Annotated in this window: 16 protein-coding genes and 4 pseudogenes; 9 read left to right on the forward strand and 11 right to left on the reverse strand. The window is 61.2% G+C overall.

What is annotated here, in order from left to right; translation table 11 throughout:
- Positions 1 to 29: 29 nt before the first annotated feature.
- From NIBR502772_RS19345 to NIBR502772_RS19355, 3 genes are all read right to left on the reverse strand, one after another.
- The gene (locus NIBR502772_RS19345; RefSeq protein WP_141141393.1) at positions 30 to 1214 is read right to left on the reverse strand and encodes an acyltransferase; all 1185 of its coding nucleotides are present in this window, start codon (positions 1212 to 1214) and stop codon (positions 30 to 32) included.
- A 146-nt stretch (positions 1215 to 1360) separates the two neighbouring features.
- Complete coding sequence (locus NIBR502772_RS19350; RefSeq protein ID WP_141141394.1) at positions 1361 to 3070, reverse strand: serine/threonine-protein kinase; 1710 nt, start codon at positions 3068 to 3070, stop codon at positions 1361 to 1363.
- Entirely contained in the window at positions 3071 to 4792 is a 1722-nt protein-coding gene (locus tag NIBR502772_RS19355; RefSeq protein WP_141141395.1) for a transglutaminase domain-containing protein, read from the reverse strand.
- Between the two features lie 520 nt (positions 4793 to 5312).
- Between NIBR502772_RS19355 and NIBR502772_RS22510 the strand changes: the two genes are divergently transcribed.
- The gene (locus tag NIBR502772_RS22510) at positions 5313 to 5450 is read left to right on the forward strand and encodes a hypothetical protein (RefSeq protein ID WP_168223577.1); all 138 of its coding nucleotides are present in this window, start codon (positions 5313 to 5315) and stop codon (positions 5448 to 5450) included.
- 23 nt (positions 5451 to 5473) lie between these two features.
- Here NIBR502772_RS22510 and NIBR502772_RS19360 read toward each other — a convergent pair whose 3' ends face one another.
- Complete coding sequence (locus NIBR502772_RS19360; RefSeq protein WP_141141396.1) at positions 5474 to 6433, reverse strand: DUF4916 domain-containing protein; 960 nt, start codon at positions 6431 to 6433, stop codon at positions 5474 to 5476.
- Between the two features lie 102 nt (positions 6434 to 6535).
- Here NIBR502772_RS19360 and NIBR502772_RS19365 point away from each other — a divergent pair, with 102 nt between their 5' ends.
- The 5 genes and pseudogenes from NIBR502772_RS19365 to NIBR502772_RS22520 all read left to right on the forward strand — a co-directional run.
- Positions 6536 to 6901: a hypothetical protein gene (locus tag NIBR502772_RS19365; protein WP_141141397.1), complete on the forward strand. Its 366-nt coding sequence runs from the start codon at positions 6536 to 6538 to the stop codon at positions 6899 to 6901.
- Between the two features lie 75 nt (positions 6902 to 6976).
- Positions 6977 to 7240, forward strand: coding sequence for a hypothetical protein (locus NIBR502772_RS19370; protein ID WP_141141398.1), 264 nt, complete (start codon positions 6977 to 6979; stop codon positions 7238 to 7240).
- Positions 7201 to 8445 (forward strand): hypothetical protein, encoded by a 1245-nt coding sequence (locus NIBR502772_RS19375; protein WP_141141399.1) that lies wholly within the window; start codon positions 7201 to 7203, stop codon positions 8443 to 8445. Before NIBR502772_RS19370 ends, NIBR502772_RS19375 begins: the two co-directional genes overlap by 40 nt.
- Before the next feature lie 155 nt (positions 8446 to 8600).
- A complete protein-coding gene (locus NIBR502772_RS22515) occupies positions 8601 to 8903 on the forward strand; it encodes a transposase family protein (protein WP_168223578.1) in 303 nt (100 codons plus the stop codon).
- Positions 8904 to 8997: 94 nt separating this feature from the next.
- Positions 8998 to 9216: pseudogene (locus tag NIBR502772_RS22520) on the forward strand (ISL3 family transposase); the annotation flags it as partial.
- Positions 9217 to 9316: 100 nt separating this feature from the next.
- On the opposite strand, the gene NIBR502772_RS19385 reads toward NIBR502772_RS22520, so the two are convergent.
- A complete protein-coding gene (locus NIBR502772_RS19385; RefSeq protein WP_141141400.1) occupies positions 9317 to 10066 on the reverse strand; it encodes an ATP-binding protein in 750 nt (249 codons plus the stop codon).
- A pseudogene (istA, locus tag NIBR502772_RS19390) lies at positions 10063 to 11614 on the reverse strand (IS21 family transposase). Before istA ends, NIBR502772_RS19385 begins: the two are co-directional and overlap by 4 nt.
- A 171-nt stretch (positions 11615 to 11785) precedes the next feature.
- Between istA and NIBR502772_RS19395 the strand changes: the two are divergent.
- Together NIBR502772_RS19395 and NIBR502772_RS22890 are read left to right on the forward strand one after the other, a co-directional pair.
- Positions 11786 to 12498, forward strand: a pseudogene (locus NIBR502772_RS19395) (transposase).
- A gap of 43 nt (positions 12499 to 12541) precedes the next feature.
- Positions 12542 to 12847 (forward strand): annotated as a pseudogene (locus NIBR502772_RS22890) (IS1634 family transposase); the annotation flags it as partial.
- A gap of 131 nt (positions 12848 to 12978) precedes the next feature.
- Here the strand turns inward: NIBR502772_RS22890 and NIBR502772_RS19405 are convergent.
- The 5 genes from NIBR502772_RS19405 to NIBR502772_RS19420 are packed head-to-tail and all read right to left on the reverse strand — an operon-like array spanning position 12979 to position 18302.
- The gene (locus tag NIBR502772_RS19405) at positions 12979 to 13785 is read right to left on the reverse strand and encodes a glycosyltransferase (RefSeq protein ID WP_141141401.1); all 807 of its coding nucleotides are present in this window, start codon (positions 13783 to 13785) and stop codon (positions 12979 to 12981) included.
- Positions 13772 to 14833 carry a glycosyltransferase gene (locus NIBR502772_RS23160; RefSeq protein WP_371706710.1) on the reverse strand — a complete coding sequence of 354 codons (1062 nt, stop codon included), beginning with the start codon at positions 14831 to 14833 and terminating at the stop codon, positions 13772 to 13774. Before NIBR502772_RS23160 ends, NIBR502772_RS19405 begins: the two co-directional genes overlap by 14 nt.
- Positions 14830 to 16134, reverse strand: coding sequence for a hypothetical protein (locus tag NIBR502772_RS19410; protein WP_141141402.1), 1305 nt, complete (start codon positions 16132 to 16134; stop codon positions 14830 to 14832). Before NIBR502772_RS19410 ends, NIBR502772_RS23160 begins: the two co-directional genes overlap by 4 nt.
- 58 nt (positions 16135 to 16192) lie before the next feature.
- Positions 16193 to 16750, reverse strand: a complete 558-nt coding sequence (locus NIBR502772_RS19415; protein WP_141141403.1) for a DapH/DapD/GlmU-related protein — start codon at positions 16748 to 16750, stop codon at positions 16193 to 16195.
- 37 nt (positions 16751 to 16787) lie between these two features.
- Positions 16788 to 18302 (reverse strand): polysaccharide biosynthesis tyrosine autokinase, encoded by a 1515-nt coding sequence (locus tag NIBR502772_RS19420; RefSeq protein WP_141141404.1) that lies wholly within the window; start codon positions 18300 to 18302, stop codon positions 16788 to 16790.
- A 589-nt stretch (positions 18303 to 18891) separates the two neighbouring features.
- Here NIBR502772_RS19420 and NIBR502772_RS22525 point away from each other — a divergent pair.
- Positions 18892 to 19038 (forward strand): hypothetical protein, encoded by a 147-nt coding sequence (locus tag NIBR502772_RS22525; RefSeq protein WP_168223579.1) that lies wholly within the window; start codon positions 18892 to 18894, stop codon positions 19036 to 19038.
- Positions 19039 to 19591: the final 553 nt, after the last annotated feature.

A 19591-nucleotide genomic window follows, 5' to 3' on the forward strand; every position in this document is an offset into this window, starting at 1 on the left:
CGGCGTCGGCGCGGAGAAACTCAGTTCGTTCAGGTACGGCCGGCCAGCTCCAATTCCCGAGCGGGTTCCGGTACTGGCTCCGGGGCGGGACGGACGACGGCGGGTTCCAGCCTTCTGGAGGCCCAGCGGCGGATGGGTGTTTCCACAAATCGGAACGATCCGTAAGCCATCAGCACGGTCAGGGCTGCCGTCAGCGGTACGCGGACGGCGAGCGATGGGACCAGCGGAATCAGCAGGATAAAGACCGGTAAGTGCCAGAGGTACATGCCGTAGGACAGGTCCCGGCCCGGGCGGGAAAGCCAGCGGTGGCCCAGGACCTTTGAGAAGAGGCCATCCGGCAGAAGAACAAGCCACCCGATGACCAGCCCGGCCAGTAGTGCCAAGGCAGTCGGGCCCACGGTCCAGAAGACATCAAACCAGGCACCGGGTTCGGTGGGCTCCTTGAGCAGGAACACGGCCAGCACCAGTGCGAGCCCCGCGAACGGACCGCCCCGCCGCACACCGGCCTGCAGCGAGACATGGAGCCTGGTGCCCGGGCTAATGGACGACAACACCAGAGCCACGGCGCACCCCAGAAGCAACTCGTCAGCCCGTGTATCCGGCCCGTTGTAAATCCGGGCCAGCGATGCCCCGCCGGAGACCAGGAAGAACCGTGAAACCAGGAACCCCGCCGCCAGGACGGCCGTTATCCAGGCGACCGTGCGGACCTTCCAGAACCGCAGCATCAGCAGGAGCAACACTGGCCAGATCAGGTAGAACTGCTCCTCGACGGCGAGCGTCCAGGTGGGGCTCAGCGCGCCGCCGCCGGTCGAGGAACCGAAGGCTCCGAAGTTGGACAGGTTCATCAGGTAGCCAGCCGCCGGAATGGCATCCGCTTCCTGGCCGCCCCACCCCGACGACGGAAAGATCAGGCCGACCAGAACCACCACAGCACAAAGAACCAGCAGCGCCGGCCAGAGCCGGGCGAGCCGTTTGGCGTAGAAAACCCCAAGCCGCAGCCGACCCGTGGAGCGGTACTCCTTCATGATCAGCAGAGTGATGACAAAGCCGCTGAGCGTGAAGAAAACGTCCACGCCAATGGATCCACCGGGGGCGAACCCGGTGACCGTGTGGAAGAGAAAAACGCCGGCCACCGCGACGGTGCGCAGGCCATCGAGTGCGTGCTGCCGCCCGGACACCAGCCCGGGTTCGGGCGCGGCCGGGCGTTCGTTCATGTTCAGGATTCCGCTACTTGACCAAAAATTCACTCATCAAGCATATATAACGTTTCCATAACCCCGCTGAGTGCCGGCTGGGCGCCAGCTGAGTACGGCGGGGTCAAAGGCCGGTATTGCGGGCCTTCGGGGAGCCAACCAGCGACTCAGGGCACGCACGCCTTCGCGGGTTCCGGCGAGGCCTGGCCGTTGCCCCTGCGGATCACTACTTCCACACACGTAGCGGCGTCCGGGCTGGCAGCAACCACGGCCCGGGCTTCGCTGGAGCTAGTGTATTCACCGGACTGCAGCACCGATACCGGCCGCCACATGTACACATCCCCCTCCGCGGGCGCAGGGTTCTCCCACGTAAACGTCACGCTGCTGCCCGCTTTTGTGCCGGCAAGCTTGGCCGGGGCTGGCACCACACTGCCCGGCGCAACTGCGTCCAGAGGCCCGTCCAAGCTGGGTTTGGCCTGCGGCGCACTGACGGGAGCGCCCGCCCCGTTGACCACCACCATCCCGGTCACAGCGGCCGCGGCGAGCACTCCCCCGGCCGCCAGCAACAGCCATTTGGGGCGGCGCCTCGCGTCGCCGGGCTCGCCGCCCGGGGCAGGTTCCGCATCCGGCTGCACGGCGGCGGGCCGGAGCTGCGTGTCTTCCACGGGCACGGGCGTGAACGGGGCCGGACGGTCCCAGCCTGCTCGAACGTTCGACGGCGGTGCGCTGGCAGGAGCCGCTGCTCCCGTTCCGGAGCCGGTGGCCCGGGCCACGGTTGCCTCGTCCGGCGCCTGCGGCACACCAGATTGCGCCGCCCCAGCCTGCGTCGCCCCAACCTGCGGCACCCCAGTCCTCGGCAGCGTCGGCTGCTGCGCCCAGTTGGATACAGAGGCCCGCACGGACGAGCCGGTGTTCGTGGTGGACGCCCGCGGGTCGATGGACACCACGCCGCGGATCCGGGTTGCATCCTCCGGGGCATCGTCCGGATGATCGGCGTCCGGGCCATCGTCCAGCACTTCAAAGCTGGTGACGGACAGGCCGAGTTCCACCTGGATCCGCTGCAGGGCCAGTCCCAGGGCGTGCGCGGACTGGTAGCGGGAACCGGGCTGCTTGGCCATCGCCACGGCCAGGACCTGCTGCAGCGACTGCGGGATATCGATCCGGCCCAGGCCCGGCAACGGCATGGACGCGATCCTGGACATCATTTCCCGGGGCGCATTGTTGCCGCCGGGCAGGGCGAACGGTGAGTGGCCGGCCAGCAGCGTGTAGATCGTTGCGCCCAGGGCCCACACGTCCACCATCACGCCGTCGGCTTCGGCGCTACCGAAGGATTCCGGCGGGGACCACGGGATGGACATGCCGCCGTCGTCGTCCGCGGCCGAATCCATGGTGCCGGAAATGCCGAAGTCCGTCAGCGCGGGCCGGTTGTAGTCCGTCACGAGGATGTTGGCCGGTTTGATGTCCCGGTGGACGATTCCGGCCCGGTGGGCTGTTTCGACCGCGGAGGCCACCTGGATGCCCACCGCCAGCGCCTCGTCCACGCTGAACCGCTGGCGCCGCATCCGCGCATCCAGGTTGGGCTTGGAGCAGTACTCCATGGCCAGGTAGGAGTGGCCGGACGCAGACACGTTCGCTTCGTAAATCGTGACAATGAACGGGTGCGTGGACAGCTGCGCCATGAGGTTGGCTTCGGATTCGAAGCGGCGCCGGGCGCCGTCGGTCTTCAGGTCGGACAGCAGCACTTTGACGGCCACCTTCCGCCGCGGCCTGTCCTGCTCGTAGAGGTAGACGTCGGCGAAACCGCCCGAGCCCAACGGCTGGACGTACCGGTAGCCGTCGATGGCCGGCGGCGCCGCCGGCCCGCGCTTTGCAGTCATTTACTTTCTCCTTGCAATCCGTGAGCCCAGCGATGAGACCAGCGGTTTCACTGTTGAGGCCACCGACGAAAGCAGCGACGAGGCGCCCTTCCGCAGCTGCCCGGGCAATCCGCCGTCGGCCGGGGAGGCCAGTGACCGGAGCGAGAACCTGGCCCGCTGGCGCCGCCAGAACCCCACCGAGCCGGTCATTTCCTGCACGGAGGTATCCACATCGGCCCAGAAGGCCCGGATCTGGTCGTCGCTGGGCTGCCCGGCGGCGAACACCGCCTTGTCCGCGCGGTGGGCCAAGAGCACCGTGGTGGTACCGCTGGCCGGGAACGCCTCGGCAAGGTTGGCGGCGTTCTCCCGCCGGGTGGCGCCGGCTGCAACAGGCGTGCCCAGGTCCGCGGCGGCACTCATGACTTCGCTCCAGCCGCCGCTGATCCGGTCCGTCGGCGAGCCGGTGCCAGCCCGGATTTTGCGACGGCGCAGCTTCAGCCAGGCAATGAGCACTAGGGGCAGGACCAGGACGGCTACCGGAACGAGGCCGATGCCAATCGCCAGCAGGATGGGTCCCAGCACACCCCAGAGACCCTGCTGGTTCTGTTCGGCATCCTGCGCGTCGGGCTCGGAATCCGGCGGCAGCTCCGCGGGTGCCTGCGGCGGCGGTGGCGGCTGCAGCACCTGCGGCTGTGGCTTGGACTTGGGCTGCGGGTCCGGCGGAATGGGAACGTTGTCTTCGGACGGCGTCGGGTTGAACGGCACCCAGCCGGCTCCGGCAAACGCCACCTCCACCCAGGCGTGCACGTCATCACCGGTGAGCTCAACGGCGCCGGAACCCTGCGGCTTTTTGGGGTCCGGGTAGAAGCCCATCACCACGCGCGCGGGGATGCCCAGTTCGCGGGCCATCAGGGCCATGGCCACTGCGTACTGTTCGTCGTCGCCCACCATCTGTTTGGCGTTGAGCAGGGAGGCAATGCGCTGCGCCCCGTGCCCGGACATGCTCCGCGCTTCGCCGTCCAGGCCGTGGCTGAAGGCGCCCTGCTTGGACAGTGCAGTCTCCAGCTTGCGGACACGTTCCAGGGGCAACGAGGCATCGCCCACAATTTCGTTGGCTTTGGCGGCCACAACCTGCGGCACACTCTCCGCCGACGGCATGGACACGGTGACGAAGCCGGCCTGCGCCAGCTCGGTCTCGGCAGGCAGCGCGGGATAGGCCACTCCCAGGCTGTAGGTGTCCCCCGCCTGCAGCCGCGCGGTGGTCAGGGCCGTATCCGTTCCGGCGTTGAAGTACAGCGAGTCGCCCAGCTCGGTGCCCCGTCCGCCGTCGAACTCCACACTGCGTAGGGTGCCGCTGGACGGCAGCCAGACACCCTTGTACGCCTCAACGGCAACTCTGACATCCACCGAACCGGTGTCCGCCAAGGGGGCGCCTGCACGGGAACCTCCGATTGCCGCGGGGTTGCTGATAGGCGCGTAGTTGCTGGAGCTGCCGCCGAAGACGTCGAACACCACGCCGTCGTAGGAGTCCAGCGTTGCCAGCCGGATCCTGGCTCCGGCAGGCAGGCCGGCCACGGTGAGGAGCTTGGTTTCCTTCTGGTTCTTGACGTAGTCCCGGAAGCTGGCCAGCGGGCTGGCATAGTCACGCAGGTCCAGCGGCGGTACCACTACGTCGCGCAGGATCTGGCGGTTGGCGGACGCGCTGAGCACCGGGCTGGCGGCCAGCGCCACGGCGCCCGCCACCGCCAGGACCACTGCCGCAAAGGCGGAGCGGCGCGGCCCGGCGCGGCTGTCCTACCGTGGCGGCTCCGCATGGAAATCGAGGGGCTGTATCGCCATGGCTTGGCGGTCCCGGGGTTCAAAAGACTCCAGCTGCATCGCCGGAGCGGCACACGCATCACAGCGGCTGACAAAGTGGTGGGGGCAATCCCCAGGATCCAGGCCGTCCCCGCTGGGCACTCTGATTCTCATGGGATCCCTGCCGCTTTCTGTTGTCGCGTCGGGCGGGCGCTTTGGTCATGCAGTAAGGCGATGATGGTGCCGGCGGCGACCGTAGGGCACCAACCCAGAATCCCGCCGACAATTACATTAAAGGGAGTGTCCCGGCCCAAAGCACGAGTAGCCCGTACTCAGCTTTTTCAGCACGACTACTGACCAGAACGACGCGGGGGTTCACCCCACGGCCCGTCGCGGACGCGGCAGTCGAACGTGATTTATTATTTCCGTTACCTGTGCGTAACGTCCGTACCCTTACACTCTGGATATGGGGACTAAACAACACAAAACCTTCTGCCCGTCGTGCGGCAAGACCACCAACCACGTGACCCGGTATCAAATGGACGACGGCGGCGGTCCGCTGATTGCCACGGTCCGGTGTGCTGAGCACTCGGAGGCAGCCTGAGGCAGAGCCTAGCTTGACCCTGCCTACGGGACGATCAGAACATCAGGAAACCAGATTGCGGCTCCAAGGGTAGTGAGGGAGACAGCCAACACAATCCAAAAGCCCACTGGCCAAAGTATCCGGCTTCGCATCTGCTCATACCAATGCCACTCGGTCTTATCCATGATGGCGTTGATGTGCTGAAGGCCATTATCCCTATCCATAGCTTCCAACTGCTTTGTGGCGGTGACCTCCAACCGGGAATGCTTGGCCATCAGTTGAATGCACAGCAATGAAATGACGACACTGGTAAGGCAAGAGGCGATTCGCCCAAACAGCGACATTGCCGGTGACAGCGCAATCGTGAGCAAAAATGCCTGAGCCGTCATGGCGAGCCCCGGCGTCTGCCAGATGAGGCCGTTATGGGCCAGAGCGCGAGCAGAGAGCGTCTGGTAGGTCAGTGCAAACCGCGCGGGGCCACCATCAGCGCTCAGTAGCTTCGCAACCAGTCCCGCGGTTCCCGGCCAAAGGTCATCGAGCCTGCTCACATCCGCGACAGGCACCCAGCGAAACTCTCTTGCTTCTCCACCAATCCTCACTTCCAAGTCGGTGGTAGCGGTGCATTCAAGGACAAAGTTGAGCCCCACGGCGTGTTTCCTGGGATCGAATCCGAACCCCGGGCGCTCATCAGGGAACCACTGCTCCACAGATGTCGGCTGCGGGTTGTTGGGGACCACAATGCTGGGAGACACCAGTGAATCGTTCAAATGCCTGCGGATCGCGCCTTCGGCCGTTTCAAGCCGATTTATCCGGCCACCCAGATGGCACCATTTGTCTTGCCCAAATGGGCTCCCCCTGCGGATAAGTCCGACGTGCGTGATGTGCCCCTTGCCAGAGCGAAGCACGGGGACAAAGTCCACGCAAGTGATGGGGACCAGATCCTGGATCTCTTCCCACGTCTGCCGTTCGATCCAACCGGGCGCTGTTTGGTGACTATGGCTCATTGGTACATTCTGACAGGCGGCGCCGGAACGGCACGCCCGGCCATCGGTGCGGCGGGCGTTTCGAATGCCCCGACCACTTCGTGAGCATCAGCGGAGTGTTCCATGCGCGGCCTTGACAGCACCCCTCCCCAGTCACAGCAGTACGGCCACCCCCCCTGCGAACAGCAGCCGGGCCAGCAGCCTTACGGTGACCCGGGCCATCAGTACGGCCGGGCTCCCTCCTTCACCCAGACGCCGAAGTCCGGCCTGCCCGTGTGGGGCTGGGTGGCCGGCGGAGTGGGAGTGGTGGCGGTCATCGCCGTCGCAGGCATCCTGGCGTTCAACGGCCTCGCCGGCGGAACCAAGGATCCCGACGCCGTTCCCGCCCTGGCTCCCAGCATCAGCGACGAAGCCGCGCCCCAGGAGTCGGCCGATACCTCACCCATTGCGGGAGCGGAAGCCGCGGGCGCCATCTATCTGTTCGACTAGTCAGATTTCATCACCCCGCCCGCCTGGGCCGTCAAGGAACCCGCGGGCTGGACCAGGGAAGAGGTCAAGGACGGTATGCTGCGTTACCGGAACGCCGGCCTGCAGTGCACCTTCACCACCTACCAGGCCGCCCACGAGCCCACCGGCGAAACCGGCGATGAGGCCACCACGGCACTCGTCATGGCCTCCGAGATCGAGGCCGTCAAGACGGCCGCCGGCAAGCCCGTGGACGAGGTGGCAGACAGGGCGGCTTCCCTTTATTTACTGGAAGACCGTTCCGGGCCAGTACTCTTAGACCCATGGGGACGGATCACTTCAGAGAACAATCGCAGAAGCTAGCTATCGCAGCGGTGGTGTTCCTGCTACCTCTTAGAGCGCTATCGATCCCCGGAATGGGCGGTGCAACTCCAGGCCTAATTCTGGCGCTGCTGCTAATCCCGGTCATCTGGAGCAGCGCCGGCAGGTACCGAATCGGCTGGCCCATTGGACTATCGCTGGCGGCGCTGGTCTCCGTACCGGTTCTGCTGGAGATTGCCAAGGTAGACCACAAGATAGATGATGGGGCGGCCCTCGGGTACGTTGTTATTCTCGTCGGCGCCCTAGTGACCTATCTCAGCCTGCTCTGGTCCCGCAAGGAGTTTGGCGTCCGAACGACGGCGCTCTTGTACAGCGGCGGATGGATCCTGCAGCAAGCAATGTCTTCGGCCAGCTGGAGCACCAATGCCTGGAAGTACGCCTTCGCGTGGCCTGTTACGGTCTTCGTCGCCGCCCTCATCTACAACAACCGGTCTCGTTTCCTCTCCCTTTCCCTCGTTGGTGTGATGGCCGCAATGTCCATCCTCAACGATTACCGCAGTAACTTCGGCCTCCTGGTGGTGACAGGATTGATCATCCTTTGGCTCTGGAACAGGGGAGATCACAACAGCCGGGTGAAGACCGGCGGTATCCTTGTTGGTTTAGGTGTGGTCTTCTGGGGCGTCTACCAAGCGGGCATTTGGCTAGCACTTGATGGATACTTGGGCGTCCGCAACCAGCTCATCACCGCCCAGCAACTGAGTCGCGGCGAATCACTCCTTGCATCTGGGCGCATCGAGACTTCTGCGGCTTGGAATCTGCTCCTCAACCGACCGATAGGGTATGGACCTGGAGTGGTGCCCAACACCGAAGACGTGTTGGTGGCAAAGTCCGCATTACAAGCCACCGGAGTGAACTTGGACAGCACGTACGTGAACACCTACGTGGTGGGTCAACAAATCAAACTCCACTCCGTAGCAAGCGACCTGTGGGTGAGCTTCGGAATCGCCGGCCTCGTCCTCGCCGCCTATTTTGCATGGCTTCTTCTCACAAGACTGGTGACCTCCCAGAAGCAGATTTCGGTGCTCTACGTATTCGCCTCCGTAGTGGCCCTTTGGGATATAGGGTTCTCTCCTATTAGTTCTAATATCCATGAGGTTATCTTCGCGGCAGCCCTCGCCACTCCGCTCCTGACAGAGCCAAAAGCATTCAAGTCTAATGCCGCCGCAAAACTGAATATGTCAGTCTGATCGAAGCCCACTAGGACGGCCCGAACGGTTCCCACCCGAGCGATATACCGGACCTAACGACGGCTTGAATGGTACCCACCTGTGAGCGTTGATGGCTCTCCGTGGTTCGTGGTGAAACGGATTCCGTGTCTTGAAGGGCTCGTAGCCCTGCTGTGATGGATGTTCTCTACGCATTCATCGAGAGTCAGGAGCTACGAGCCTTGATCGAGCCTACTTCCCCACGCCCAGATGCTGCCACCGCCATTTTCAACCTGCCCGATTACCGCGTCATAGACACTGACATCCTCGCCTTCGGGCAGCGGCGGGTCAGCGTCGAAGCCATTGCCGAGTCCTGCTGCCCATCGTGCGGCGTGATCAGCAGCCGGGTGCATTCCCGACGCCCACAACGCCTGCGTGACATCCCCATCGCCGGGCCGATCGAAGTGATCTGCGGCCAAGCGGAGATTCTTCTGCGATGAATACCTCTGCCCGCGCCAGACATTCACCGAGGAAACAGCCCAGGTCCCGCGCCGTGCACGACCCACCCGCCGGCTCCGTGACGCCCTCGTAGCCGCCGTGATCGGATCCGGAAGAGCCGCCGCGGAGGCTGCCTCCTCGTTCGGTGTCTCCTGGTGGCTGGTCCAGCGAGCTCTGGACTCGGCTGCGCTGACGCTCCCCGATGTTGATGCGCTGGCCCCGCGGATGCTTGGGATCGATGAACACCGCTACCGGTCCGTGCGGTTCTTCCGCGCCCCCGCCACCAAGGCCCGGAAACGCTACGTGAGTATTTGATGCCTTGAGAGCCACCCAATCTTGCGCTTCAGAGCCAACGATCGTGCGGAAGAGAGCCAGTGGTGGTGTGCTTGGGAGCCACTGGCCCTCGACCTGATCGTTAGGCGCTGGCCAGGGCGGTTTGCTCCCTCATGTTGTAGGTGCCGGTGTCGACCCAGGTGGTGTTGTGGATGATGCGGTCCATGATGGCGTCGGCGTGGACGGCGGCGCCGAGGCGGTGATGCCAGTCCTTCTGCTGATACTGGGTGCAGAACACCGTCGACGCCTCGCCGTAACGGCGCTCCATCAACTCCAGCAACATCGTCCGGATCGATTCCGTCGGCCGATCAAGTAACCACTCGTCGATGACGAGCAGGGTGAAGGCAGCGTATTTCCGGAGGAACTTGCCGGCGCCGCCGGGGGTGTCTTGAGCTGCGACCCAGGCCTCTTCGAGGTCGGGCATCCGAACATGATGGGCGCGGATCCGATGTTCGCAGGCGCGTTTCGCGATCGCGCAGCCCAGATACGACTTCCCCGACCCGGTGAACCCCTGGAAGACGACGTTCTGCTGCCGAGTGACGAACAAGCAGGTCCCGAGTTGGGTCAGGAGCTGCCGGTTGAGGCCGCGCTCGTCGAGCAGGTCGATGCGCCGCAGGTCCGCGTTGGGGTAACGAAGCCCCGCCCGTCGGATCAGCCCGTCCACTTTCGAGTGCATGAAGGTGGAGTAGGCGTCGTCGACGACCAGGCGGACCCGTTCCTCGAACGACAAGCTGATGCTGAGGGTGTCGTCTTGGAGGTCGATGGCCTCCACCAGCTCGCCGGCGTTCATCTCGCGGAGCTTGCGTTTGGTCTCCCCATCCAGGACGCTCATCGGGTGCCTCCGGCGTAGTAGGCGCCGCCGCGAACATAACCGCCATCATCCGGCTCGGGCTCGGGGGTGTGTCCGGTTTTGTCCTGTCCGGTGTCGAGGATCGGCCGCAGGTGCGCATAGCGGGGTGAGCGGATCGGGCCCCGCAGCGCCAGCGCGCAGGCCGCTTCGAGGCGTGCCGGGGAGAATCGGCGCGACAGTTTCAGCACCGCCAGCGCCGCGTCGAAGCCGGCCTCATCGATGAACACGGTCTCGAAGATCTTGGCTGTCACTGCCGCCGTCGCAGGTCCGACCCGCGCCGCCCACTCCTCGATCCGGCCCCGGTCCCAGGCCTGGAAGCTGCGCCCCTCGGGCAGGTCCGCCTCGTTCGTCCGATACTGGTTGCTGGCCGTGGCCGGCAGCAGCAAATGGCTGGTCAGGCGCTCGTCACGCCGGTAAACCTCCAGCATCGTCTCCGTCACGCGCAAGTCAACGAGGGCGCCGATATGGCTGAAAGGGACGGAATAGAAGTTCTTCGCCCAAACCACGTGAGCGTTGGCGTTCACCTTGCGTTTATAGACCCACGTGCTGATCTCGAATGGGGCCGCTGGCAGCGCCTGCAACAACGGCTTCTCCTCCGCGGTGAACACACTGGGGCGTGACCCGTCACGTTTCTGGAACGGCTCCCGGTTATAGGCATCGATCTGTTCCCGGATCCGCAGGCGCAGCTGCGCCAGCGACGTAAACTGCTCGTGCCGGAGGCCGGCGATGACCCAGGTCGCGACATGGGAGACCGTGTTCTCGGCACCACTCTTGTCTCGAGGGTGGCGAACTCTGCCCGGGAGGACCGCTGCCGAGTAGTGCGCCGCCATCTCCCGGTAAGCGTCGTTGAGCACGACCTCGCCCTCCTTCGGGTGGGAAATCACCCCGGTCTTCAGATTGTCCGGGACCAGGCGCGGGACGCTGCCACCGAAGAACGCGAACATCGCCGTGTGGGCGCGCAGCCACGACTCCTGCTTCATGTCCAGGCTCGCTTCCACGAACGCATACCGGCTGAACGGCAGGCACGCGACGAACAAATACACCCTCGACAGCTCACCCGTCGTCGGATCCAACAGCTGCATCGTGGGTCCGGACCAGTCGACCTCGATACTGCGGCCGGCCTTGTGCCCGACCCTTGACGTCGCCCCCCAAGACGGCGGCGTGTTTGCCATAGAGGCGGCAGAACCGGTCATAGCTCATCGTTGCCTGCGCCATGGACGCTGCGTCGACATACTCCTGGTGCAACAGCTTCAACGTCACCCCGACCCGGGCCAACTCAGTGTGAACTCGGGGCCAGTCCGGCTGCGCGAAGACGCTCTCATGAACGCCGCGGCCAGGGAACACGGCCGCATACACCTCGGCTTCCGACAGTTCCGCGACGTCATCCCAGACGACGCCGAGCCGGTCCGCTGCATCGAGCACCGCCTGGACGCTATTGCGCGCGATGCCCTGCGCCGAGGCGATCGACCTGCCCGATAAACCCTGATTTCGTAACTGCAAGACAAGTTTCGCCTTGATCTTCCGTACCATTACCGGTACTCCTCCCACCACGTGGCCATCACGTGGTGGGAGGAGCTTTTCAGGTGGCTCTCAACCACGCCAATCGCGGCTCTGAACGACACGATCCGTGATCTGGGCAGGTGGCTCTGAAGCGCACGACAGGTGGCTCCCTTGGAAGCCAGTATTCACTACGAACCCTGGATGACCACCATCGTCGATCTGGACACCGGACAAGTGCTCGGGATCGTAAACGGCCGTGACAGCGAAGGCGTCGGAGACTGGCTATTCTCCCGCCCGCTGCGGTGGCGCCTGGGCGTGCAGGTCGTCGCGATCGACCCGTCAGCGGCATTCCGCAAGGCCCTGCGGATGTGGCTCCTACGCACCGCAGTCTCGGTCGACGCGTTCCACCTGGTCAAGCTAGGCAACGACATGCTCACCGAAGTCCGGCAGCGCCAGGTCCATGGCCGGCGGGGGCGTTCCATTGATCCCGTCTGGACCAACCGGCGGCTGCTGTTGCGGGCCGGGGACACGCTCTCGGACCGGGCCAGGAACAGGCTCAGCACGGTGTTCGCGACCGACGACGCCACCGGGAAGCTGCAAGCCGCCTGGTTGGTCAAGGAGCAACTGCGAACGCTATTAGGCACCGGATCCCTCGCCGACGCGGCGGCCGCGAAAGACCGTCTGAAGGGTTGGTGGAACGGGCCGCGCAGCCCGAAACGAGCCGGCTCTGGCGCACGGTCTGCCGGTGGTGGAAGGAGGTCGAAGTGCTCATTGTCACCGGTGCGACAACCGCGAAGGTGGAGGCCAACAACACAGCGATCAAGCACATAAAGAGGACCGGCCGGGGATTTACCAACGCACGCAACTACAAAACGCGTATCCTGTTGCGCAGTGCCCCCAGAACAGCGGCATGAACATTCATCACGGCAGAACATTCACCGCGAACCGTGAAGAGCCGTCATGGCCGCGGGGGAAGTCATCGGTTCCTACCATGACCTGTGGCGCGTCGAGCAGTCGTTCCGAATGAGCAAGACAGACCTGCGGGCCAGGCCCATGTTCCATCGCACCCGCGACGATATCGAGGCGCATCTGACGATCGTGTTCACCGCGCTTGCGGTCTCCCGGACTGTCCAGAACAGGACAGGCCTGGCCGTGCGTAACGTCATCCGACAACTCCGGCTCTTGCGAGCAGCGACTATCGCCGTCAACGGCACCACCCAGACATTCGCCCCCGACGTTGCCGCCGAGCAGCTGGCCATTCTGGATGCCATCCGTCAGAAGAGCCGAGAGTCAGACCTGCCTCACCAGACCATCCTGCGTCCAGCAAGCCGAGGCCGCCACGCCCGTCAAGGAACCAAACCAACCGGTCCACGCCTCCATAGTGAAGAGCCGATTTAGATCTTAGACTTGATCCTGCCAGCGACAATTCGAGCTCGAGTGACGCTGGACAGCGCCCGGCCGACTTGCTTGTCGAGCAATCTGCCCAGCGGCCCCAGTTGGAATCTCTCGGCACGTACTTGATGCTGAAGGCTCGGGATCAATGCCGACGTCAACTCGGAGATACCTCCCCCCAGATAATCGATAAGAACTTGCTCAATGACGAAGGGCCGTGCGAGCATCCCGAACCTTACAATAACGTCAAAATCGTCAGCTGTTTGAAATCGTAACGAATGAGCGCCAGAATCCAAGAATGTTGTCCTTTTAAACCAAGTGGCTTGGTGACAATGAGGCTGTAGGCCATAAGCATGGCGCCACCAAATGTGAGGAAGGCTCGGTATTCGTCTAACGAGACCTTTATCTCCACCTAGGTTTCGGGCTCCAGAAATCGCCCAAGGCACTCGGAATCTATCGGCAGACTCCAAACCCAGTAGTAGAAGTCTCAAACATTCAGGATCGGTGAACGAGTCTCCGGCATTGAGGAAGTGAAGCCAGCGACCAGTGGCCAACTGCGCTCCCTTGTTCATAGCGTCATAAATTCCATCATCACGTTCCGAGATAAAATGTGAAACTAATGAGGACTTCTTCACTAGTTCAAGTGTTCCATCTGTTGAGCCACCATCGACTACTACCACTTCAACATCATTATTGTTGATAACCTTTTGAGACATCAGTGAATTCAACGTCCGGGGCAGGAACTGACTGGCGTTGAATGTAACTATAATGATGGAAAGCAGGGGTTCATGCAGATCAGAATGCTTCATTAAGAATTCTTCTCCAATCAGTTATGCAACGTTTGTGAAGGTCAAAGGCGTCAGGCGTATATGTTTGCCAAGGAACATCCAGGTACTTTGCCAGCAGGTCTCCGAATTCTTTCCGCGTTGGGGCCGTACTGGCAGCGTTTATAATATGGGCTACTCCCGGCGATTCGTACGCCAGCACTGGGACGCGGATGCTGAGCGCCATGTGAATAGATCCGCTTTCAGTCACTGATCTATATGGCGCGATCATGACATCTGCAGACTCGAGTCCGTTGATAAGCTCGTCATCGGTCGGGCCGCCGGCGGAACCTACATATTCGCAGGTTGCTCCGGTTGCTCTGAGTAATTCAGAGGTCGAGGCCGGAATTCGTTCGGGACCCAAAATACGAAGGACAAAGGGTCGCATTACACGTTCGGCAATTCCTACGAGGTCGTTAACCCCTTTGTCGTGCCTGAGCGCACCCACAAACGCCACTACCGGGACGGCGTTTTTGAGATTCCCCGTCCCCGCGGCCCTGCGAGGGCGTCGCGTGGTAACGCTATATGGAGGATGCGCGGCTATTCGGATGGTATTCGCTGATGCGTTGGCAGATGCCCTGAGACGCGAACTGTGCACGACGCACAGAGTTGAGACTCGAAGAAGCAAACGTTCCATAACTCCAGGCAGTCCGGGCCGCCTGCGGACAGTGTCCGGGTTGTGATAGATGAATATGGTCTTGCCGCCAACTAGCGCCCTGATTGCGAAGACCAAGGCATCCCACGGATTACGTGTCCACACGATAATGAGGGCGCTGCGCCTAGGGGCCGATGTTGATATCCGCATCGGTTCAATGAGTCTTCGCACCGCAAGCCTAAGGAGGCTGTTGTGCCTCCGTTGACCAACAAGCTTGGGATGTAGCTTTACCCCTTCCGGTGTGAAGGACCGGTTCTCTGTGCACCATAGATCGACTTCATAGCCAGCAGCCGCAATTATGGAAGCGAGCTCAATACCATAAGGGTTGATCCAATTGGGATCATAGACAATGACGTGTTCATTATTCATTCTGTTCATACACTCACCAATTCGTCACCTACGCGCATGAATTGTTGCGCTTTGATGATGCAGGGTATTAGTTGCGTAGCGCTTACGGCTATTACCGAGGCCCATACAACGCCGCTGGCCCCAAGAACCGAAGATAAAAATATGGAGAGCCCAACGTTCACCAGCAACATTATTGTTGCGCAAACCGCTTGAAACATCAGGTGACGTGGGGAGGTCAGCAGAACGGCGGAGGCTTGATGGCAGGCCATAACGACAAGGAGGGCACCGAATGCGACCGCCAAGTCTAATTGAACTGTCAACTTTTCTTCCGTGATTAGATGCGCAGCGGGCCCCACAAGCAGAACGAACAACGCCGCCAAGAAGACCCCGCCCAGGCCCAAGGAGGTGAGCGCCTTTGACCACAGAGGAAGTGAAGCCGAGCCCGATCGCGAAAAAATCGGCCATAAAGCTACGGCGGCCATCGAAATAATCGAGAAACATGGAACGTACATCTGGGCCGCTATTGAATATTCCGATAACTCCCAACTCGCCGAAAAATGCGAAAGCACCAAGCGATCACTTTGCATAGCGAGCGGAACAGTAATGCTAATGACCATCATTGGCAAAGCGGAATTCCACAGCTTAGGTTTCCGGCGCAGTCGACGAACTACGATAATGTCACGAAATCGCCACCCGCTGGTTCTCAGGGCAAGCATGAAGCATGCAACGGAGACGATGAGGATGCCCATCGGCGTCGCAATACTGAGCACAAGAGGATCCACACCTACCTTGAGTAAAACGTAAGTTGTCACTGTGGCCGTGATGGGGCCGGCAATACCGATGAAGCTCACAACTTGGTTGCGGCCTTCGCCAATCAGTATTCTCTGTCCTATCCCAAATGGAATGGAGATAGCAAAGGGTAGGAGTACGACTGCTATTGCCCAGTGAGCCGAGCCGACCAGTTCATCGGGAAGCCCGAGTAGTAGGGGCCATGCACCCGAGAGTCCGATTAGAACGGTAAGGGCAACTATGACGAGGGCAGAAAAGGACAATGTTCGGAAAGCAATGCCAGCTGTTGCAAGGGCGGTCGAAGAGAGTTCTCGACTCTCCAGCCTCTTAGAGGAGGCGTTGACTACGACAGCCCCCATTCCGAGGTCCGCGAAAGGTATGAGCTGAAATAGCGCTCCGACGAGGATGACGTAGGCATAGGGCTCTACCCCTATTTCTTTCACCAGAAGATATGTAGTGGTAACCGTTGCGGCAGCCGTGAACGGAAGAGAAAGCGCCCTTGCAAAAGCGGATTTGCCCAGCGTACGAACAATTGATGCCACTACGGCTGCCGCTCCGAAATGCTAGACCGAAGTAGAGTTACTTCCGGATCGGTCCCTCTTACCACCACCATGTTTTGCCTTTCGGCGTAGGCAAGTGATAATGCAAGTCCTGCGGCCTTTTCGAAATAAACTTCGCTGGAACGCCGCCCACAAGTGTGTAGGGAGGAATGGTCCCTCGTACAATCGAGCCTGCAGCGATCACTGCTCCCTCCCCGATAACTGCACCTGGCAACAGCACAGCCCGCGGCCCTATCCAAGCGCGGTCTCCTATACTGACCGAGTTTTCAACGTAGGTAAAGTCCGCGGACTTCCAGTCGTGCTGCGCGGTCCAGACCATTACTTGAGTTGAAATATTGACGTCCTCACCAAGCGTCAGCCCTCCACGGGCATCGAGAATTGCACCATCCCCCACTGAAGTGCGGGCACCAATTCGCAACTTTCGTGCATTCCTAACTTGAAATCCGTGATACACAACAGCATCCGAATCTATCCTTGCGCCGAAAGCTCTCAGCGCACCAATTCGAATCGCATGGACCGGCGCAAAACCGGCGAGCCTAAGCATTATCATTTCGACAGCTGAATATTTTGATCTTGCAAATCTTACTAGTATGTTCATGTTATTCCTTCGCGTGGCAAGCTCTGAGGCCAGCGAACTAGCGCTGATTGAAACGGCTGCTGCGGAATGTTTTAGCGGGCTGAAGGCCGGGATTCAACAACGCCCGCTCGAACTCGGTGTCTGTTTCGGCAGCCCGGGGGTCACTTTCTATCCAGGTGCTCTTTACGCGGCGTGACCTTGTTGATGAGTCGGACGACTTTGGAATTTCCGAGCTGTAGTAACCGTACGTGTAGGCATCCGTGCCCTTCACGGGCAGCCTGTTAAGGACAACCCCGAGCACATTTGAATCCACTAGGGCCAGCGCTTTCAGTGATTTTTCCAGGTCTTGGTGTCTTGTCTTCTGCACTCCTACCACCACTACGACTCCCCCCACGAGTTGCGAGAGGACAGCAGCATCCGTCACCGGCAGGAGGGGTGGCGCATCAATTATGACAGTATCGAACGAGTTCTCCAGTCGTGTGACCAGGTCGGTCATTTCTGCAGAACCTAGTAATTCACTCGGATTTGGTGGAATTTGCCCTGACGTCAAGACGTAGAGGTTGTCATCTCCCCACGGCTGCAGCAGTTCGCTTACATCGACGGTACCGACGAGGGCCGTTGTCAGTCCGGCTCCTCGTGCCAAGCCCAAATACTCATCTATCATGGGCCGGCGCAGGTCGGCATCCACGAGACAGACCGACTGTCCTGACTGAGCTAACGTTATCGCCAAGTTTGTAGCGGTTGTACTCTTACCTTCACCCGGTAGGGATGACGTAACCAGAATTGTCTTGGCCTGTCCGGATACATTGGCGAACTGGAGGTTAGTCCTCAACTGACGGAACGATTCTGCGCGTGGGCTTTGTTGCGCTGTTTGAGTTATGAGCGGCAGCCGACTAGCTTCTTGGTCGAATGAAATCCCCCCTAATAAGGGTGAGTCCGTCACTCGGCGCAAGTCATCCTCTCCCCTTATTCGGTTGTCCAGGGCCGTTCGGGTGAAGGCGCCTGCGATTCCGACAGCAAACCCGATGATCAGACCGAGAGCTAGGTTTAGCCTGGTATTCGGCCCCGAAGGACTGAGAGGCGCCTTCGCGGGCGCGATAATGGACATGCTGACGGGTGAGGGGCCGCCGGTTCTCGGCTTTTCCAGAGTGTCAACAGCAGTTATCAGGCTATTTGCGACCGCTTGTGCGATGGCAGCGGCTTGGACCGGCGAATGGTCAACTACGGAGATCATGATTAGAACCGTATTTAGGTCACTAGTAGCAGTGACTTTTTTCGCCAAATCCTCAGGAGTAGAGGCGAGCCCCAATGCGTCGATCGCGGGCTGAAGGACAGCGTGCGTCTTAACAGTTCCAACATAGGACTGGACCCGTGCTTGGCTGAACGTGTTGCCTTGTTGGAGTTCTTGGACCGATCCTGAACTCTGAATTGCTACAAATAGTTGGGTGTCGGCGGTATACGTGGGCTTGGCCAGCATCGATACGAGCCCACTCATTAGGACACCCGCGAGCGTGCAGGCAGTCAGCAAGATCCAATTTCGGCGTGCGATGCGCAGGTATTCGCGTATATTCAACCCGGTCCCCCTGTTAGATCCAGAAACGGCCGTCGGCACGCCACCGGAACGGCAATATTCGTGCGGTCTCGGTAATCATACCTGCCGCGGAGAAGGTGTAATTGCGCGAAAGGTTTCGACGGAGTGTGGTTCCAGCTCTGGTTTCGAGGGTACGGCGATGACTTGGCGACCGGGCTGACAGCTTTTCAGGGAGTCAGTAAGCAGTGTCAGCTGGAGTGCGCTGCACGTTTGTCCTCCGCTGCACCGCCTCCCAAGCGGCATTGCAACTATCAACCGTAGTGCAGCCAGCGGAGATCTGGTCGTGCATCAGGGGCACTCGCCAGAACATAGCAGCTGACGCGTTTGGCACCTATGGCCTATTTTTGGCGTAGGTAGCAAAATGCTTGCTCGAGTCCCCTTTTCCGTGCAGCGCCAGAGGTCCCGTAAAACCGTGGACACTGCGTGCACGCCCCAACCTGTCAGGCTGGAACGGTACCGGGGGCTCATAGCACGTCCGATTAATCGCATGAGGCGAGGGCCAGGAATCAGTAATCAGTAATCATGTCCAGTCCAGTTTTGAGTGCAGTACACGAAGATAGTGCTGTGAGTAGTGGTAGCAGTAGTTCTGGTCCGCGGGCCGGTGGGCGCGGCCACAACGGTCATCAGCCCCGCCCAGAAGCTCAAAGTTTTGACCGCCTATGAGAGCGCCTGCGAGAACAGCGAGGGCGGTGCGTTCCTGCGCCGGGAGGGCCTCTAGTCCTCGCAGATGACAGTGTGTGGCGGCGGCTGCGGGACGCCGGCGTCTGGCTGGAAAGAATGCCGGGGAAATCGATCGGGAAACTCTCGGCCGACCAGGCCGAGAACGCGCGTTTACGCCGCCAGTTAGAGGTGACCGAGAGCCGGTTGAAGAAGACCGAGGCAGCCCTGGACCTGATGGGAAAACTACAGGCGTTCTTAGAGATCGCCTCAGAGGATATGCCGGACGGACCCCGGTCCAAGAAACGCTGATGGCAACATACCGGGGGATGCTGGAACTAAAGATTCCGTCACGCCGGGCAGCATCATTGACGGCTGCTTCGAGGACGACCGCGAACCGGAGACCGGCACCGCCCTGGGACCAGCCTGCGGTGGTGCCGCAGAAAAAGCTCAGGGCCTCCGAAAGGTCCGGGGTCCTGTCGGCGCTGAACTCCCCGGAGTTCGTGGACCTGGCACCCATGAAGGTCTACACGAAGCTTCTGGACCAGGGAATTTATTTGGGGCCCTGTCGACTTTCTACCGCGTCTTGGAGGAAAAAGCAGGTCAAGGAGCGC

The organism is Pseudarthrobacter sp. NIBRBAC000502772, from assembly GCF_006517235.1.
Lineage (GTDB): Bacteria > Actinomycetota > Actinomycetes > Actinomycetales > Micrococcaceae > Arthrobacter.

What these genes read in the sequence shown, in the direction of transcription:
- NIBR502772_RS19345 (WP_141141393.1), bottom strand. Translation starts at nt 1,214, where the DNA reads ATGAACGAACGCCCGGCCGCGCCCGAACCCGGGCTGGTGTCCGGGCGG.
- NIBR502772_RS19360 (WP_141141396.1), bottom strand. Translation starts at nt 6,433, where the DNA reads ATGAGCCATAGTCACCAAACAGCGCCCGGTTGGATCGAACGGCAGACG.
- NIBR502772_RS19385 (WP_141141400.1), bottom strand. Translation starts at nt 10,066, where the DNA reads ATGAGCGTCCTGGATGGGGAGACCAAACGCAAGCTCCGCGAGATGAAC.
- NIBR502772_RS19365 (WP_141141397.1), top strand. Translation starts at nt 6,536, where the DNA reads ATGCGCGGCCTTGACAGCACCCCTCCCCAGTCACAGCAGTACGGCCAC.
- NIBR502772_RS23160 (WP_371706710.1), bottom strand. Translation starts at nt 14,833, where the DNA reads ATGAACAGAATGAATAATGAACACGTCATTGTCTATGATCCCAATTGG.
- NIBR502772_RS19375 (WP_141141399.1), top strand. Translation starts at nt 7,201, where the DNA reads ATGGGGACGGATCACTTCAGAGAACAATCGCAGAAGCTAGCTATCGCA.
- NIBR502772_RS19405 (WP_141141401.1), bottom strand. Translation starts at nt 13,785, where the DNA reads ATGAAGCATTCTGATCTGCATGAACCCCTGCTTTCCATCATTATAGTT.
- NIBR502772_RS19370 (WP_141141398.1), top strand. Translation starts at nt 6,977, where the DNA reads ATGCTGCGTTACCGGAACGCCGGCCTGCAGTGCACCTTCACCACCTAC.
- NIBR502772_RS19350 (WP_141141394.1), bottom strand. Translation starts at nt 3,070, where the DNA reads ATGACTGCAAAGCGCGGGCCGGCGGCGCCGCCGGCCATCGACGGCTAC.
- NIBR502772_RS22510 (WP_168223577.1), top strand. Translation starts at nt 5,313, where the DNA reads ATGGGGACTAAACAACACAAAACCTTCTGCCCGTCGTGCGGCAAGACC.
- NIBR502772_RS19415 (WP_141141403.1), bottom strand. Translation starts at nt 16,750, where the DNA reads ATGAACATACTAGTAAGATTTGCAAGATCAAAATATTCAGCTGTCGAA.
- NIBR502772_RS22515 (WP_168223578.1), top strand. Translation starts at nt 8,601, where the DNA reads ATGGATGTTCTCTACGCATTCATCGAGAGTCAGGAGCTACGAGCCTTG.